General features: G+C 35.5%; 17 protein-coding genes. 5 read left to right on the top strand and 12 right to left on the bottom strand.

What is annotated here, in order from left to right; translation table 11 throughout:
- Nucleotides 1-109 precede the first annotated feature (109 nt).
- The 10 genes from CLLU_RS11635 to CLLU_RS11590 form a co-directional block, all read right to left on the bottom strand.
- Nucleotides 110-709 carry an ABC transporter permease gene (locus CLLU_RS11635; RefSeq protein ID WP_106009955.1) on the bottom strand — a complete coding sequence of 200 codons (600 nt, stop codon included), beginning with the start codon at nucleotides 707-709 and terminating at the stop codon, nucleotides 110-112.
- Between the two features lie 4 nt (nucleotides 710-713).
- Nucleotides 714-1,508: an ABC transporter permease gene (locus CLLU_RS11630; protein ID WP_477100003.1), complete on the bottom strand. Its 795-nt coding sequence runs from the start codon at nucleotides 1,506-1,508 to the stop codon at nucleotides 714-716.
- The gene (locus tag CLLU_RS11625; protein ID WP_106009953.1) at nucleotides 1,492-2,415 is read right to left on the bottom strand and encodes an ABC transporter ATP-binding protein; all 924 of its coding nucleotides are present in this window, start codon (nucleotides 2,413-2,415) and stop codon (nucleotides 1,492-1,494) included. Before CLLU_RS11625 ends, CLLU_RS11630 begins: the two co-directional genes overlap by 17 nt.
- A gap of 125 nt (nucleotides 2,416-2,540) precedes the next feature.
- Nucleotides 2,541-3,464, bottom strand: a complete 924-nt coding sequence (locus CLLU_RS11620; RefSeq protein WP_170065755.1) for a sensor histidine kinase — start codon at nucleotides 3,462-3,464, stop codon at nucleotides 2,541-2,543.
- An 8-nt stretch (nucleotides 3,465-3,472) separates the two neighbouring features.
- Nucleotides 3,473-4,165, bottom strand: coding sequence for a response regulator transcription factor (locus CLLU_RS11615; RefSeq protein WP_106009951.1), 693 nt, complete (start codon nucleotides 4,163-4,165; stop codon nucleotides 3,473-3,475).
- Nucleotides 4,166-4,456: 291 nt separating this feature from the next.
- Nucleotides 4,457-5,443 (bottom strand): sensor histidine kinase, encoded by a 987-nt coding sequence (locus tag CLLU_RS11610; RefSeq protein ID WP_242977580.1) that lies wholly within the window; start codon nucleotides 5,441-5,443, stop codon nucleotides 4,457-4,459.
- A gap of 104 nt (nucleotides 5,444-5,547) precedes the next feature.
- The gene (locus CLLU_RS11605) at nucleotides 5,548-6,255 is read right to left on the bottom strand and encodes a response regulator transcription factor (protein WP_106009949.1); all 708 of its coding nucleotides are present in this window, start codon (nucleotides 6,253-6,255) and stop codon (nucleotides 5,548-5,550) included.
- Between the two features lie 75 nt (nucleotides 6,256-6,330).
- A complete protein-coding gene (locus CLLU_RS11600) occupies nucleotides 6,331-7,284 on the bottom strand; it encodes an ABC transporter permease subunit (protein ID WP_106009948.1) in 954 nt (317 codons plus the stop codon).
- Nucleotides 7,281-8,207: an ABC transporter ATP-binding protein gene (locus CLLU_RS11595; protein ID WP_106009947.1), complete on the bottom strand. Its 927-nt coding sequence runs from the start codon at nucleotides 8,205-8,207 to the stop codon at nucleotides 7,281-7,283. The genes CLLU_RS11600 and CLLU_RS11595 overlap by 4 nt, the downstream gene beginning before the upstream one ends.
- A gap of 205 nt (nucleotides 8,208-8,412) precedes the next feature.
- Complete coding sequence (locus CLLU_RS11590; RefSeq protein WP_106009946.1) at nucleotides 8,413-9,129, bottom strand: 4Fe-4S dicluster domain-containing protein; 717 nt, start codon at nucleotides 9,127-9,129, stop codon at nucleotides 8,413-8,415.
- A gap of 108 nt (nucleotides 9,130-9,237) precedes the next feature.
- Between CLLU_RS11590 and CLLU_RS11585 the strand changes: the two genes are divergently transcribed.
- From CLLU_RS11585 to CLLU_RS11575, 3 genes are all read left to right on the top strand, one after another.
- Nucleotides 9,238-9,825 (top strand): TetR/AcrR family transcriptional regulator, encoded by a 588-nt coding sequence (locus tag CLLU_RS11585; protein ID WP_106009945.1) that lies wholly within the window; start codon nucleotides 9,238-9,240, stop codon nucleotides 9,823-9,825.
- Between the two features lie 188 nt (nucleotides 9,826-10,013).
- On the top strand, nucleotides 10,014-10,634 hold the full coding sequence (locus CLLU_RS11580; protein ID WP_106009944.1) for a class I SAM-dependent methyltransferase: 621 nt from the start codon (nucleotides 10,014-10,016) through the stop codon (nucleotides 10,632-10,634).
- A 20-nt stretch (nucleotides 10,635-10,654) separates the two neighbouring features.
- Entirely contained in the window at nucleotides 10,655-11,116 is a 462-nt protein-coding gene (locus tag CLLU_RS11575) for a MarR family winged helix-turn-helix transcriptional regulator (RefSeq protein WP_106009943.1), read from the top strand.
- Nucleotides 11,117-11,118: 2 nt separating this feature from the next.
- On the opposite strand, the gene CLLU_RS11570 is transcribed toward CLLU_RS11575, so the two are convergent.
- The gene (locus CLLU_RS11570; protein WP_106009942.1) at nucleotides 11,119-11,685 is read right to left on the bottom strand and encodes a TetR/AcrR family transcriptional regulator; all 567 of its coding nucleotides are present in this window, start codon (nucleotides 11,683-11,685) and stop codon (nucleotides 11,119-11,121) included.
- A 136-nt stretch (nucleotides 11,686-11,821) separates the two neighbouring features.
- On the opposite strand from CLLU_RS11570, the gene CLLU_RS11565 reads away from it, so the two are divergent.
- Nucleotides 11,822-12,394 carry an HXXEE domain-containing protein gene (locus tag CLLU_RS11565; protein WP_106009941.1) on the top strand — a complete coding sequence of 191 codons (573 nt, stop codon included), beginning with the start codon at nucleotides 11,822-11,824 and terminating at the stop codon, nucleotides 12,392-12,394.
- 95 nt (nucleotides 12,395-12,489) lie between these two features.
- Here the strand turns inward: CLLU_RS11565 and CLLU_RS11560 are convergent, their stop codons facing one another.
- Nucleotides 12,490-12,798 (bottom strand): pyridoxamine 5'-phosphate oxidase family protein, encoded by a 309-nt coding sequence (locus CLLU_RS11560; protein ID WP_106009940.1) that lies wholly within the window; start codon nucleotides 12,796-12,798, stop codon nucleotides 12,490-12,492.
- A 127-nt stretch (nucleotides 12,799-12,925) separates the two neighbouring features.
- On the opposite strand from CLLU_RS11560, the gene CLLU_RS11555 reads away from it, so the two are divergent.
- The gene (locus tag CLLU_RS11555) at nucleotides 12,926-13,306 is read left to right on the top strand and encodes a winged helix-turn-helix transcriptional regulator (RefSeq protein ID WP_106009959.1); all 381 of its coding nucleotides are present in this window, start codon (nucleotides 12,926-12,928) and stop codon (nucleotides 13,304-13,306) included.
- The last annotated feature ends 239 nt before the right edge of the window (nucleotides 13,307-13,545 follow it).

Raw genomic sequence — 13,545 nt, 5'->3', positions numbered from 1 at the left:
TTCTAAAATTTTCTCCCAAGGCTCATGATTAATTTGCTTTTCCATTACAGATACCTCCTGATTTTTATATCTGTAATTTTATCAAGGAAATTTTAATATCTCTAGGTGTCTATTTTTTTACGCTTACCAAATTTGCCAGTTTCATATCACCTGCTGCAAACATACCACAATAGCCATACACAAAAGCAACAATAACTCCAATTAAAAATCCACTGGAAAAACGACTTGTCAAAATAACAATAGGCATAACTGCAATATATAAGAACAGATTTACAAATGTTATCTGTATAAAAGCTTGTAATGCCAATCCTACCGAAAATCCAGGAAAACCTGCAAGGAAACTGCCCATTATAGTAAATATGGTACATATCATTCCAAGAAACAGGGATAAAATACCACACACAAGTAATTTTCCCACAAGTAACTGCTTGAAAGAAATAGGAATTGTGAGGATATTCTTCAAAGTATTATCTTTTTGTTCTCGAGTGATAATATAACCTGTAATCAGCGTTATACACATTGGGAAAATAGTGGACATGTTGTTTTTAATAACCTGTTCAATCATATAAGTAAAATCCCAGACAGATCCGTCATTTGCCATGGAAGTAAATAAAGTAAGCATAACTGAAAGAAGCATTAAGGCAATTCCAGCCCACAGGATATGATACCGTTTCAATTTTAAAATCTCTGTTTTAACAATTTTCAGCATATTTTTATTCCCCCCACTTTCTATAAAGATAGACAATCAACAAAATAGAAATAGCTGACATAATTCCCAACGTAATAATCACTTGAAGCGTTGATGGAATCAATCCAGCCATCTGATCCAAATTCATGTTGATACCGTGTGATTCCATATCACCTGCAATCCAAAAAGTAGTCAGTGGAGTAGGCAAAATAAGTAACATGGTTTTTGGAAGTGTATCAAAAAGAGCAGTCGCACTCATATTCAGTACACTGTAGAAAATACATAGCAACACTGAAAATATGTACGTGCGGCTGAAAAAGACTACCAGTACAATCAATGGCAATGTACCAGCTGTAATAAAAATTCCTGTTTCAACAGCCAGAAACAGTTTATATCCCAAACCGTAGACTTGAAAGTTTACCATTCCACATAAAGCAGTTGCAGCTGTGGAAGCAACCGAAAAAACAATACCAAGCAAAAACAGCACCATAATCTTTACTAAAATTATCTGTGTACTTGTAATGGGGATTGTCCTTAAATTCTTAAAAGTATCATTATCACGTTCCATAAAGAAGAGAATGGCAGCGATTACACCAATAATGCAGGGAAGCAGAAATTGAACACCATATCCCAATATAATGTTAAACAATCCATCGAAAGCATCTTTAGAATTTACATAACGTTCCATCATTGAAGGAGTTGTCATTAAATAAGTTATAGGAATTGGAAACAAAAACGCCGCAATAATAACAAATAAAATAAATTTTTTTCGTTTTAATTTCCAAAATTCACATTTGATCAATCTAAGCAATTCCCTCACCTCTTGTTACCTTCTTGAAATAATCTTCCAATGTATCCTCGCAGAGATGAACTTCTGAAATTTCCAGTCCAACCTGAACAAAGCTGCGGTTAATTTCAGTAACAGGCAGGTTGATATCATAAAGCAGTATATTATGATCATCAACCACCTTGAAATTTTTGGATTTAAACTTCGATTCCAAAATACGTGAAGCCTGCGCAGTGTCTGAAATGCCGAAGTGGATATATTTGCTGTTTTTCTGTTCCAATTCGCTAAGACTTTCTTCCTCTAATAATACACCATGATCGATAATACCAATATCATCCGCTAGCAGAGAAATTTCTGAAAGAATATGGCTCGAAATTAAAATTGTTTTTCCCTTTGCATCACACAATTCCCGTATAAATGAACGAACCTCTGATATACCAATGGGATCAAGTCCATTAATCGGTTCATCCAAAATCAATAATTCTGGATCGTGCATGACAGCAAGGGCAATTGCTAATCTTTGTTTCATACCAAGCGAGTATTGTGAAAACAATTTTTTATCTTTATATGGCAAGCCAACTAAATCTAATGCATCTTTAATAGCATTACGCCGTGGAATACCTCTAAGCTCCGAAAAAATACGCAGATTTTCTGTTCCTGTTAGATTTGGATAAAAACCTGGTGATTCAATCAGGCTGCCGATACGTGGCAGAATTTTCTTCTCATTGTTGCGGATATCCTCCCCAAAAATCTTAATCTCACCGGTAGTGGGTTTGGTAAGATTTAAAAGCATTTTCATGGTAGTAGTTTTGCCTGCACCGTTTCTTCCAAGCAGGCCGTAAATTCGTCCACCTTTCACATGAATATTTAGATTAGCTACACTTTTTTGTACACCATACTGTTTCGTTAAATTTTCTGTCTCAATTACATAATCACCCATTGATAAAAACCTCCTTTGTTCTTGTAAGTCCAGTGTAACACTTGAACCTTGCATTAACCTTACCGCAACCTTGTATTAACCTTGCTTTTTGAAAATAGAATATTTATATGACAATAAGTATCTTATCAATGAGCAGGTGGAAATGACACAACAAAAGAGGTATATTTATTTGGTTTACTGTTAACTGAAATTTCACCATTCATTTTCTTCACAAGCTGCTGTACAATATTTAAACCAAGACCGCTGCCTTTTTGTGAGCGTCCTTTATCACATTTATAGAGCCGCTCAAATATGTGATCTAAATCCTCCCTAGGTATTCCAGTTCCGTTGTCAACTACACATAATTCTACTTGATTTGACTTATTGGAAAGCGAGATTTCAATCCGGCTTGCATTACTGTGAGTTATTACATTTTGAATAAGATTATTGACAATGCGGGAATAACCGTCCAGATCAACTTTCACAATTATAGGGTGTTCTGATATATTGATATCATAATCCAGTTGTTTTTCCTCAAAAATAGGTATCCAGTCTTTCAATAAATTGCGGGTTAACTCAGCCATTTCACAAGTCTGAATGGAAAGTGGATGCTCATTGGAATTTAACTTAAACCATTCAAACAGCATATCAATATAATTTTTCATATCATATGCCTTTTTACGTGCTGTCTCTATATACCCTTCCCTCTCCTTTCCTTTCACAATGTCCTTGTGCACAGCATCCAGATAGCCAATAAGTGTGGTGAGTGGAGTTCTTACATCATGAGAAAGACTTGTCATAACTTGTTTATTGGTATCAACGGCTTTTCTAAAGCAGGAAAGTCTGTCCTCATAATCACACACAATCTTGTTTATTTTATAACATATAGAAGCTGTTACATCGCCTGGCCTCGCTAAAATCCTGCGATTCCCGTTTCCCGATGAAATATCATCTAAAACCTCCACAATATCATGCAGACGTTTTTTCATATTGAATAACCGAACAAATAGCACTACACATATAGCAGTAATAGTCAATATGATAATAAATACTACAAATAAGATCTTTATATTCATTACTATACCTCACGATTAAATCGATATCCAATTCCCTTAACTGTCTGAATATAAGTAGGTTTTTTTGGATCCGGTTCAATTTTCTTTCTCAATCTGCTGATTAAAGCCATTATATTACTGTCATCATACGCATAAGGCTCTTTCCATACCTCTTCGTAAATTTGCTGTTTTGTTAAAATCCGTCCTTGATTTCTTGCACAGAATAATAAAATGCCAAATTCTTTTGGAGGAAGTGCCATTGGTCTACCACGTACTGTAACTGTCCGATTATCCAAATCTATGATCAAGTCACCATATAACATTTTCTTTTGTGTGTCGATTGTGTTTAGACGTGTGTAGCGCCGAATAAGAGAGCTGACACGGGCTAAAAATTCATCCATATCAAAAGGCTTTGTCAAATAATCATCTGCACCCATTCGAAGACCATGAACTTTGCTGCTGCTGTCGTTTTTGGAAGTCAGCATAAGTATGGGGACACTACTTATTTCTCTGATTTTTTCAAGTGTTTTAAATCCATCAATTCCCGGCATCATAATATCAAGGACTACAAGCTGATAATCATTGTCTGCAAGAGCAGTTAAAGCATCATGACCGGAATAGCGGCAATCGACTATGATTTCTTCTGTACTCACACTTTTTTGGAGTAAGCTGCATAATTCTTTGTCATCATCTACAATCAAAATTCTATTTTTTATTATACATAACTCCTCGCATGATAAGTTTATAGTCAGTTAGATGACTGAGATAAACTTATTTATTTTTATTTAGTATAGATTTAGAAAGTATCTAAAATTTTCTGTGGGGATTCTCCCGATTCCATAATTGCTGTCTGTCTCGCTTTCAAATCTATACAGATTTTATTTACTATTTATATAGGAATTTCCTAATGCTATATTTTTCATATATTAATGTTTTTCTACATATATTTTAAGAATCCTTTATCTTTTTTAATATATAAGGGAAGTTGTTAACTAAAATTGCAAGTTTCATTTTGCTTCTGAATAAGGAGGAAGTCTAACAATTATTTTTGTGCCGCAGTTTATCTTGCTTTTTACACTGATAGTTCCATGGTGGGCAGTAATAATCTGTTTTACAATGGTCATGCCGAGTCCTGTACTTCCTGTTGGAGAATCTGTAGAAGTACCTCTGTAGTAGCGGTCAAACATGTGATTTATATCATATTCATTCATTCCGCTGCCATTATCACAAATTTCTACTTCAACATAAGATTCACGGCTTAATTTGACAGTGACTGATGTATCTTCCGGGTTGTGTACTACTGCATTTACTAACAGATTTGAAAATGCCCGTTTCAGTAATTCAGTATCGCCCGAAACGAATAACTCTTTTTCTTCCCCAATCATCTCAAAATGATTTTCCTTTGCAATGGGCATATTCGCTGTTTCTGCCGTCACTCTGCGAACTAATTCCGATAATTCTATCTTTTGGAGATTCATCTTTAGACCTGTAAATTCATCCATACGGAACGCCGTACCCAGATCGTTGATAAGTTCCTCTATATGAGCAGATTTATCGCTGATAATCTGTAGAAACTCTTTCTTTTCTTCCAGACTCCATTTGTGTTTATCGGATAAAAGCATATCCGCATACCCTGAAATATAGGATAGCGGTGTTTTTAAATCATGTGTAATTCCAGCCGCCCAGGTTCGGCGCATTTCGTCAAATTCTTTTCGCTTTTTTTCGTTATGCTGTAAAATATCAGACAATGTTTTCAGATTATCATAGACTTCTCTGTAAAGTCTTTTTGAGAAAAAACTCAAACGTATTCTCTTTCCGGGTAAGTCCAGATATTCACCTCTTGACAATTTTTGTATATTCATCAAAATATCCACTAGAGGGCGTGCAACGTAATAACCATAAAACAGACAGTAAGACAATCCGATAAAAATTGTCACCCAGGCAAGAATTGCAATTTCTGTCTCGTTTTGTGACTGGTGTTGTAGTACCAGCATCCAGTAAATCCCCGGGATCCCCATTAATAACCAGAGTAAAATCTGATGTACTATGAAATTGATGGTAAAACGGACTGTCAAACGTCCATTGGTAAGATCTACTTTCATATTTGCCCACCCTCCGGAAATGAGAATTTATATCCAATTCCACGGATATTTATAATGTAAGAGGGATTCTTCAAGTCTGGTTCCACTTTTTTACGTAATCGGTTAATATGCACTTTTACAGTTTGTTCATCTCCCATACTTTCATATCCCCATACATTTTCATATAACTGTCCTGCGGTAAACACCTGATTTGGGTGTTCCACTAAAAACAGCAGCAATTCAAATTCTTTTGCCGGACAGCTTATTTCCCTGTTATCCACAAGAAGTTTTGCTTCTTTCTTATTTACAGTGACAGTGCCGAAATGATAGATCCCCTGCTTCATTGAATTTTGCCGGTACTGTTTCATCCTCCTGAACTGTACGTTGATTCTTGCAACAACTTCTAGAGGATTAAAAGGCTTAGTAATATAATCATCTCCGCCTATACCGAGGCCTGTTAATTTGTCTAAATCACCGGTTCGGGCAGTGAGGAAAAGAATTGGCACAAATGTATGCTGGCGGATTTTCTGACACAGCTTGAAGCCATCAATATCCGGCAGCATAACATCCAGTACAATTAAATCATAGGTATTTTTCATGATTTTTGTCATAGTTTCTTTCCCTGTTGAAGCACTGTCGATGTTTGTGTAACCTTCTTTGTGTAAGATGGTTTTCAGCATTTTTATGATTCCAAGTTCATCATCAACAAGTAGTATTCTCTGCATAGTCACCTGTTATATCCCCTTTCTGCATTTCCTGCACTTTAATTTTCATTATATAACAGATTGAAAAAGCAGTCATTAGATAGATACATCCCGTTTTTTAAATATTGCAAAGCTGGCACCAAATAAAACAATTATATATATCAGCAATACAGATACCGAAAAGCCTATTGTCATTTCTTCCCGCGGCTGTAAATGAAAGATATACAAACTCATGTCGCTGTTTGCAAAGGGAAGAAATTTCAGCCATGCCAGCTTTGATGTGGCTTCAATCATTGAATTTCCTAAAATCATAAGCAGAAGAGAGCTGCCAACCGCTACTGCACTGCTTTTCAAAATGGTTGAGACAGCAAAGGAAATGGTCACATAGCTCATAATTGGGAAAATATCCAAACAATACATTTTTACACACTGCCTGAAAATATTTAATGATTCTATCTGTCCTTGTGAATTGATAAAAAGCTCTGCCGCTCCCAAAGTGCGTATTCCGCTTCCAAAGCCATATAAGATATCAATGGTTATATATGCTGCCCCTATGGTGAGTATCAGTGAAAATACAGCATATATGACAACTGCTGTGTATTTTGAAAATAGAATTGCACCCCGGCTGTGTGGGCGAATCAATAACAGCTTCATTGTTCCATCCGTATATTCTCTTGCAACGATGTTGGCAGCAATAATAATTGTAAAAATGACAACCCATTCAAACAATCCCGATGAGTGCAGTAACGTATACCAGAGGTTATTTTCTTGTGGGGCTATATTGTTCTTCAAACGGTACTCGGCAATTGCCACTTTATTTTTCGCCTCTGCCTGCAACTGTGGTGATAGATCTGCAACCTGTAAACGTCCATTATTTTTTTCTATAATTTGCTCCTGTCCTGTTCTCCAATTCCCTGCAGTTTCCTTATTTATTGCGATTTTTGCAAAGACTGAAAAACTGACGGCGACAATAATCAGTAAAAGGAAAAGGATTTTTGTCAATCGGCCGCTGAATATTTTCATTAACTCATTTTTCACTAAATTGATCATTTCTGTTCCTCCGTAATTTCCAAAAATTTGTCTTCCAGAGTTTCTTCTTTCATCTGAATAGTATAAATTTCAATTCCGCATTTCATTAAATGTTTGTTCACTGATGGAATTTCCTCTTTTGTCATCTGAATTATAATATGCCCGGCTGGACTGGAAGAAAGTACATTTTTCCGCATGGTGTGAAGTAAATTTTTTGTCTGTGCAATTTGTGAGGTACTTACAATAAGTTCCACCTGTATTGAACCGCCGGATTTGACAAAATCATCTATACGCTGAATAGTTACTAACTTTCCGTGCTGCAAAACACCCACTCTGTCACACATCAACTGCATTTCTGAGAGCAAATGGCTTGATACCAGAACTGCAGCACCTTCCTCATGAGCTATTTTCTTTAGATAGTTACGCAGCTCGTGGATTCCCTCCGGATCAAGTCCGTTTGTTGGTTCATCCAGTATCACGAGAGATGGACGGTGTAATAGTGCCTGTGCAAGCCCAAGCCTCTGACGCATACCAAGTGAATAAGTTCGTACTTTGTCCTGCATTTTGTCTTTGAGTCCGACAATTTCAGCCATTTCATAAATACGTTTTTTGCTGATGCCGGGTGACATTCTGGCATAGTGCTTTAAATTTTGATAACCCGTAAGATATCTATATAAATCTGGATTTTCAACAATACCGCCAACATTCTGAATTGCTTTTTTAAAGTCGGTTGTAATGCTGTGTCCTTTAATAAAAATATCTCCTTCGGTTATTTTTATCAGTCCCGTAATCATACGGATAGTGGTAGTTTTGCCTGCTCCATTGGGCCCTAGAAATCCGAATATTTCTCCAACTGGAATTGTAAACGACAGGTCATGAATAATTTCCTTTTTGCCGATTTTTTTTGATATGTGTTTTAATTCCACAACTGTTTTTTTATTCATATATATAACTGTCCTTTCTGTGCCAAATTCAAAATATCTTATCTGTATTTTAATAAGATTATAAAAAGCGAAAGTAAATGGACGGTAAACAGACAGTAAATGGAGCTTAAACTCTCAAAAATCATTACAATTTGATATGATTAGGATAATTTGTATTGGATTTATAATGGTGGGTATATTGGGATTAAAGCTTGTATCTTCATAGTTATAGAGAACTTCTTCTGAAGTGCCGCCTGGCAATGGCAATGGCTTCTCTCCATGAATGTTGAACTGATATGGCTTTTACAGGACAATTTTGTATGCACAAACTGCAGTGTATACAGTCCATCGCGTTGATGACTGTAGATTTGCCATCTTTCATTTTAAAAACTTTCATGGGGCATGTTTCTGTGCACTTACCACAGCCAATGCATTCAGATATACTGACTCCCACATATTTTCCATTTTTCACTGTTCCGGTGTCTTTGTAATATTGAGGGAACAATTTAGCTGCAAAGATACTTGCACGTCTCTGATCACTTTCATTTGGCCTTCCTTTGTTTCCGCCGCCGCAGAGAATATACGGTCCTGTACAGTCATAACCGGGACAGGAAAATTCACCGATTATTTCAATAGTATGCATTTTCAGTACATTTTTCAGACTGTTATGGTATTTTCCGAGAAACGGTGAACCGTGGGTAGAAAATAAAAACACTTTTTGCCAGGACTCTATTTGTCTGGCAAGTTCTATTAATTTGGGATGATGGGATGTGAAATAAATACCCGAGCCCAATCCTATAAATTTATATTCTTGAAGATTCAACTTTTCAGCCTGTTTCATCGTTACTGTATTACAATTCAGCGTTTTTCCCACGGCCCATGCAATCCTTGCAGTATTGCCATGATAGAAAGATTCATAAATAATCAGTACATCCTTGTTCATGACATTTTCTCCTTTCTTAAGTTGACAGTGTAAACATTATAACATCCAATGTTTACACTGTCAACTTAAAGGGTTATAATGTTTATATTATAGCAATGGAGGTATTTTATGAATAAAAAATCTTACCATCATGGAAATTTGAACCAGGCCATGATAGATGCAGGAATAGAATTAATTAATGAAAAGGGAGCTGATGGGTTTTCGCTTCGCAAGGTTGCCGAAAGGTGCGGAGTCAGCCATTCAGCACCTTATAAGCATTTTAAAAATAAGGATGATTTGATTGCAGCTATGCAGGCACATGTTACCAATTCTCTGGCTGAATACTTACAGAATGCCAGATCACGATGCAGAAACAAAAATAAGGTATTGATTGAGTTGGGGAAAAGTTATATATGTTACTTTGTTGAAAATCCAGCATATCATCATTTTCTTTTTTCACAACCCAGCTTTCACATGCGAATTACTGATACAAAAATATTATGTGATGACTTTCCGCCCTTTTCAATTCTACAGGCTGCCGCAAGGGAGAAATTGACGGATAATCATGTGTTATCTGCCGATCATGGTATTGATGTACTTGTTATGTGGTCTGTAGTGGAAGGATTGACATCAATACTGGTGTCCAATAATGTGTTTTTTGAAGGAGATTATCTGTCTGCTGTAGAACGAATATTAAAAGAGAAAATTAATTTATAAAATAAATTGATATTTTTATAGCTGTTTTGTTTTTTATCCAGCTTATTATTTCAAATTTCACAGTGTGGAATTTAAGAAATCAGTCTCTGGTAAAAAGAAATTGACATCTGATTCAAGAAGTAGTACCATATCAATATAGTACGAATAACGTATTGTATTAATATGGTGCTAAAATGGGAGGAATTCATATGCCAGACAATAAAAATGTTTTTAAAGAAAATTCCAAAAAAAATTTTGACAAACATGCGGAAAGCTATAATCAGAGTTCTGATGGAAGGTTTGTAAGCAAAATGTATGATAAAGTTATTGAAAGTTTAAATGGATTTGAAGGTGGAATTTTGCTGGAGGCAGGCTGTGGAACAGGAAATATACTGTCACGATTATATAAATATAAGAAATTCCAGCTATGCGGACTTGATATTTCAGATAAGATGATTCAGGTGGCCAGAAGAGACCTTCCCCAGGATGTTTTATTGAAAGTGGGGGATGCGGAATTTATACCCTGGCCGGAGGATTATTTTGATATAATATTGTGTAATGCTTCATTTCATCATTATCCCAACCCTGAGAAAGTGCTTCTGGAGATGAAGAGGGTGCTGAAACCAGCTGGGAAACTGGTCATAGGAGATCCCACTGCTCCTCCTTTAATAAGGCAGGTATTGAATTTTATGCTGCATATATGTAATAATGGAGATTATAGAATATATTCTCCAGAAGAGATGAAAAAACTTTTGAAGACATGTGGGTTCAAACCTTTTAAATTTAGAAAGATAAATTATAAAAGTTTTGTCATAAGTGCATCTGTTTGAAATAATTGCGGGGTGATTGTTTGAATAAAAAATATGAGGAGCAGGTTGAAGAACTGAGCAGAATATGGCATTCCATGATAATGGAGCCTAATTATAAAAGTGTGGAGTCTCAATTTTCAAGAATACATGGATTGAGCACTGTTGAAATAGGAGTTCTGAGAATTATCTCTGAAAAAGAGGACGTCATTATAAAGGATATAGTTGATATTTTAAAAATACCTAAAAGTACTCTCACAAGTGTGATAAACAGACTTGAAAAACGAAAGCTGATCAAAAGAACCATAAGCAGCAGGGATAAGCGTTCCTATAAATTAGTGCTTACCCAGGAGGGAATATTGGCACAAGAAGAGCATATTGAATTTGAAAAAAATTTTTATGCCAGAATAATGGAATGTCTGGATACTTGTGAGGAGAGGGAGGAGCTGTTGAAACTTATGAAAAAAATAACGTATAACCTTAGAAGAAAAGGAATATTTCAATAAAATCAAACAATTGTAGTTAAATTTGCATTTTTAAGAGCCTCTCTGAGAATGGACTCCATTTCTTCAGGGCTTTTTTTAGCACCTTCCTTTATCCATTTTAAAAGTACATTCCAAAGTCCTCCCGAACTGAAATACAAGGCATATTCCAGGTGTTCCCTGTTTTTGAACAGGTGAAGGTGTCCTTTAAAATGATTGTATATGATAGGCAGGTATTCATTGAATTTCTGGAGCATAAGGTACAGTAGATCACTTTTATCCAGTGCCAGTAAAAAATCCAGATGATCCTTCCAGAATTTGAAATATATATGGATAATATTTTTGTAGGACAGATTTTGTTCACCGCTGAAGTATGAAATATATTCCCTGCATATATATTCCATTTTCAGTGACAGCACTTCATCCTTTGAATTGAAATTACGGTAGAATGTCCTTCTGGAAAGGAGTGCCTTGTCCGATATCTCCTTGATAGTTATTTTATTGTAGGGTTTATTCTTCATGATTTCCAAAAGTGCATCCGTGAGCCACTTTTTGGATTTTTCCGCCATGGGATTTTTCTTTTTAAAGGCCATAATTCACTCTCCCGATATGTCACAGATCAACTGCAAATGTAGCACTTGAGCCGTTTTTATTGACATGACAATTTTAAATTATTATACTCTAGATTAGAACAAGACACAAGTGTGACACATAGAGAGGAGAAGATTTATGTATGATATGAAAGCAATTGTCTGGATGCTGCCTGTATTGTTTATGATTCATGATTTTGAAGAAATTGTAATGGCTGAAGTCTGGAGCAGAAGATTTAAAAAAGAATTGAAGGAAAATACTTCTATAATGAAAAAGAACCCCTTCGGTTTGAATGGTACAAACTATTGGAGTACTTCGGCAATGTCAATTGCAGTGGAAATCGAATTTGTAATTCTTTCACTTGTTTCCCTGTTGTCCTGCATATTCAGCAGTTATTTCATCTGGTATGGATTTCTATTTGCCTTTACACTGCACTTTATTCTGGCACATTTTTATCTGTGTATTGAATTCAAGCACTATGTTCCCGGAGTCATCACCTCCATCCTGTTTTTGCCTGTATGCATTTATATCATGTATATCTCCCAGCTGTTTTTAAAATATAATTTTGCAAAAATATTTTTTTCATGTACTCTTGGAATTATATTGATGATTGCTGTACTTGTCATACTTCATGATGCCATAGGGAAATTCAGCAGATTGCTGATAGGATATTCTCTTGAGAATAGTAATATGAGGAAAAGTAATTCTTAGATTTTTGAAAGAGATATTTTCCCTTATAGGTAAATTTCTGAAAACCTAAGAATCACTTTATCCAGATTTGGCAGCGTTAGGATAATATGTTTCTGCTATATTAAAGCCTCTGCCTTTGACGGAGTAAAAATCAGCTGTTTATCCTTTGCTGCTGCTGTACCCGCAAGACGATAGCCCTTAGGGTTTCCGTCTATTGTTGTAGCTGCGACAACCCATGCATTTGGATTTACTGCTAAATTTTTCTGAGTTTTCTCCATTTTGTAAATACCAAAAACAATCGTATCGTTTACAACTTCACCTTTGCCTGCAATAATTGGGTGAGGAGTGCCATCTGAACCTAATGTGACAAGCGAAAGAAATGCCGAATTCTTGATAACTGACTTTACTTCTGAATTAATAACCATTTTACCAGCCCCTTAATAGTTTTTGATAGCTATTTACTTTGTTTTTGCTATCTGGTACAATATTACTACCATTACTTTTGCTTTTCAAGTACGCAAAAAATTATGAGTAGGTGCGGAAAATATGACTATGAAAATTGATCAAAATAATAAGTCTTCTAAGGATAATTGTCCATGTATGGACTATTGCCCATTAGGAAGTGCGCTAAGAGTGGTGAGTGGGAAATGGAAAATACCAATTTTGTGTGCTCTTTATCAAGATGGAACTACAAGGTATAATGAACTAAAACGCAAGATAAGAGGCATAACAAATACTATGTTGGCGAGTTCATTAAAGGAATTGGAGGAAGATGGACTTATACATCGTAAGCAATATATGGAGGTGCCTGTGCGAGTCGAATATACATTGACTGGACTCTGCAATGATTTAATGCCGATTTTGAATCAGCTTGCACATTGGGGAGTTCATATCCATACACTGGAATCATCAAAGGGAGACATTGATGAATAAAATGATAGAAAACATTTAGCAGCAAATTACATAATGAGCCCGATTTAAAAAATCTTATTTTCTTCTTTTTAGGGAAAATGAGATTTTTTAAGTTAGTGTATACAGGTGGATGGTAATAATCTGATGTATGCTGGAATAGCAAAAAATTTGTGTGTAAATGCAATTACAAAGAGTGTATAATATTTTGTATATTAAGTAATAAGGGGGCAAATTACATGTATTATTTTAGTTTATTTGAA

The organism is Clostridium luticellarii (genome assembly GCF_002995845.1).
In the GTDB taxonomy this organism is placed as follows: Bacteria; Bacillota; Clostridia; order Clostridiales; family Clostridiaceae; genus Clostridium_B; species Clostridium_B luticellarii.
This window is presented reverse-complemented; position numbering and strand designations above follow the sequence as displayed.

What these genes read in the sequence shown, in the direction of transcription:
- CLLU_RS11635 (WP_106009955.1), bottom strand. Translation starts at nt 709, where the DNA reads ATGCTGAAAATTGTTAAAACAGAGATTTTAAAATTGAAACGGTATCAT.
- CLLU_RS11625 (WP_106009953.1), bottom strand. Translation starts at nt 2,415, where the DNA reads ATGGGTGATTATGTAATTGAGACAGAAAATTTAACGAAACAGTATGGT.
- CLLU_RS11610 (WP_242977580.1), bottom strand. Translation starts at nt 5,443, where the DNA reads ATGCTGGTACTACAACACCAGTCACAAAACGAGACAGAAATTGCAATT.
- CLLU_RS11605 (WP_106009949.1), bottom strand. Translation starts at nt 6,255, where the DNA reads ATGCAGAGAATACTACTTGTTGATGATGAACTTGGAATCATAAAAATG.
- CLLU_RS11600 (WP_106009948.1), bottom strand. Translation starts at nt 7,284, where the DNA reads ATGATCAATTTAGTGAAAAATGAGTTAATGAAAATATTCAGCGGCCGA.
- CLLU_RS11595 (WP_106009947.1), bottom strand. Translation starts at nt 8,207, where the DNA reads ATGAATAAAAAAACAGTTGTGGAATTAAAACACATATCAAAAAAAATC.
- CLLU_RS11590 (WP_106009946.1), bottom strand. Translation starts at nt 9,129, where the DNA reads ATGAACAAGGATGTACTGATTATTTATGAATCTTTCTATCATGGCAAT.
- CLLU_RS11585 (WP_106009945.1), top strand. Translation starts at nt 9,238, where the DNA reads ATGAATAAAAAATCTTACCATCATGGAAATTTGAACCAGGCCATGATA.
- CLLU_RS11580 (WP_106009944.1), top strand. Translation starts at nt 10,014, where the DNA reads ATGCCAGACAATAAAAATGTTTTTAAAGAAAATTCCAAAAAAAATTTT.
- CLLU_RS11570 (WP_106009942.1), bottom strand. Translation starts at nt 11,685, where the DNA reads ATGGCCTTTAAAAAGAAAAATCCCATGGCGGAAAAATCCAAAAAGTGG.
- CLLU_RS11565 (WP_106009941.1), top strand. Translation starts at nt 11,822, where the DNA reads ATGTATGATATGAAAGCAATTGTCTGGATGCTGCCTGTATTGTTTATG.
- CLLU_RS11560 (WP_106009940.1), bottom strand. Translation starts at nt 12,798, where the DNA reads ATGGTTATTAATTCAGAAGTAAAGTCAGTTATCAAGAATTCGGCATTT.
- CLLU_RS11555 (WP_106009959.1), top strand. Translation starts at nt 12,926, where the DNA reads ATGAAAATTGATCAAAATAATAAGTCTTCTAAGGATAATTGTCCATGT.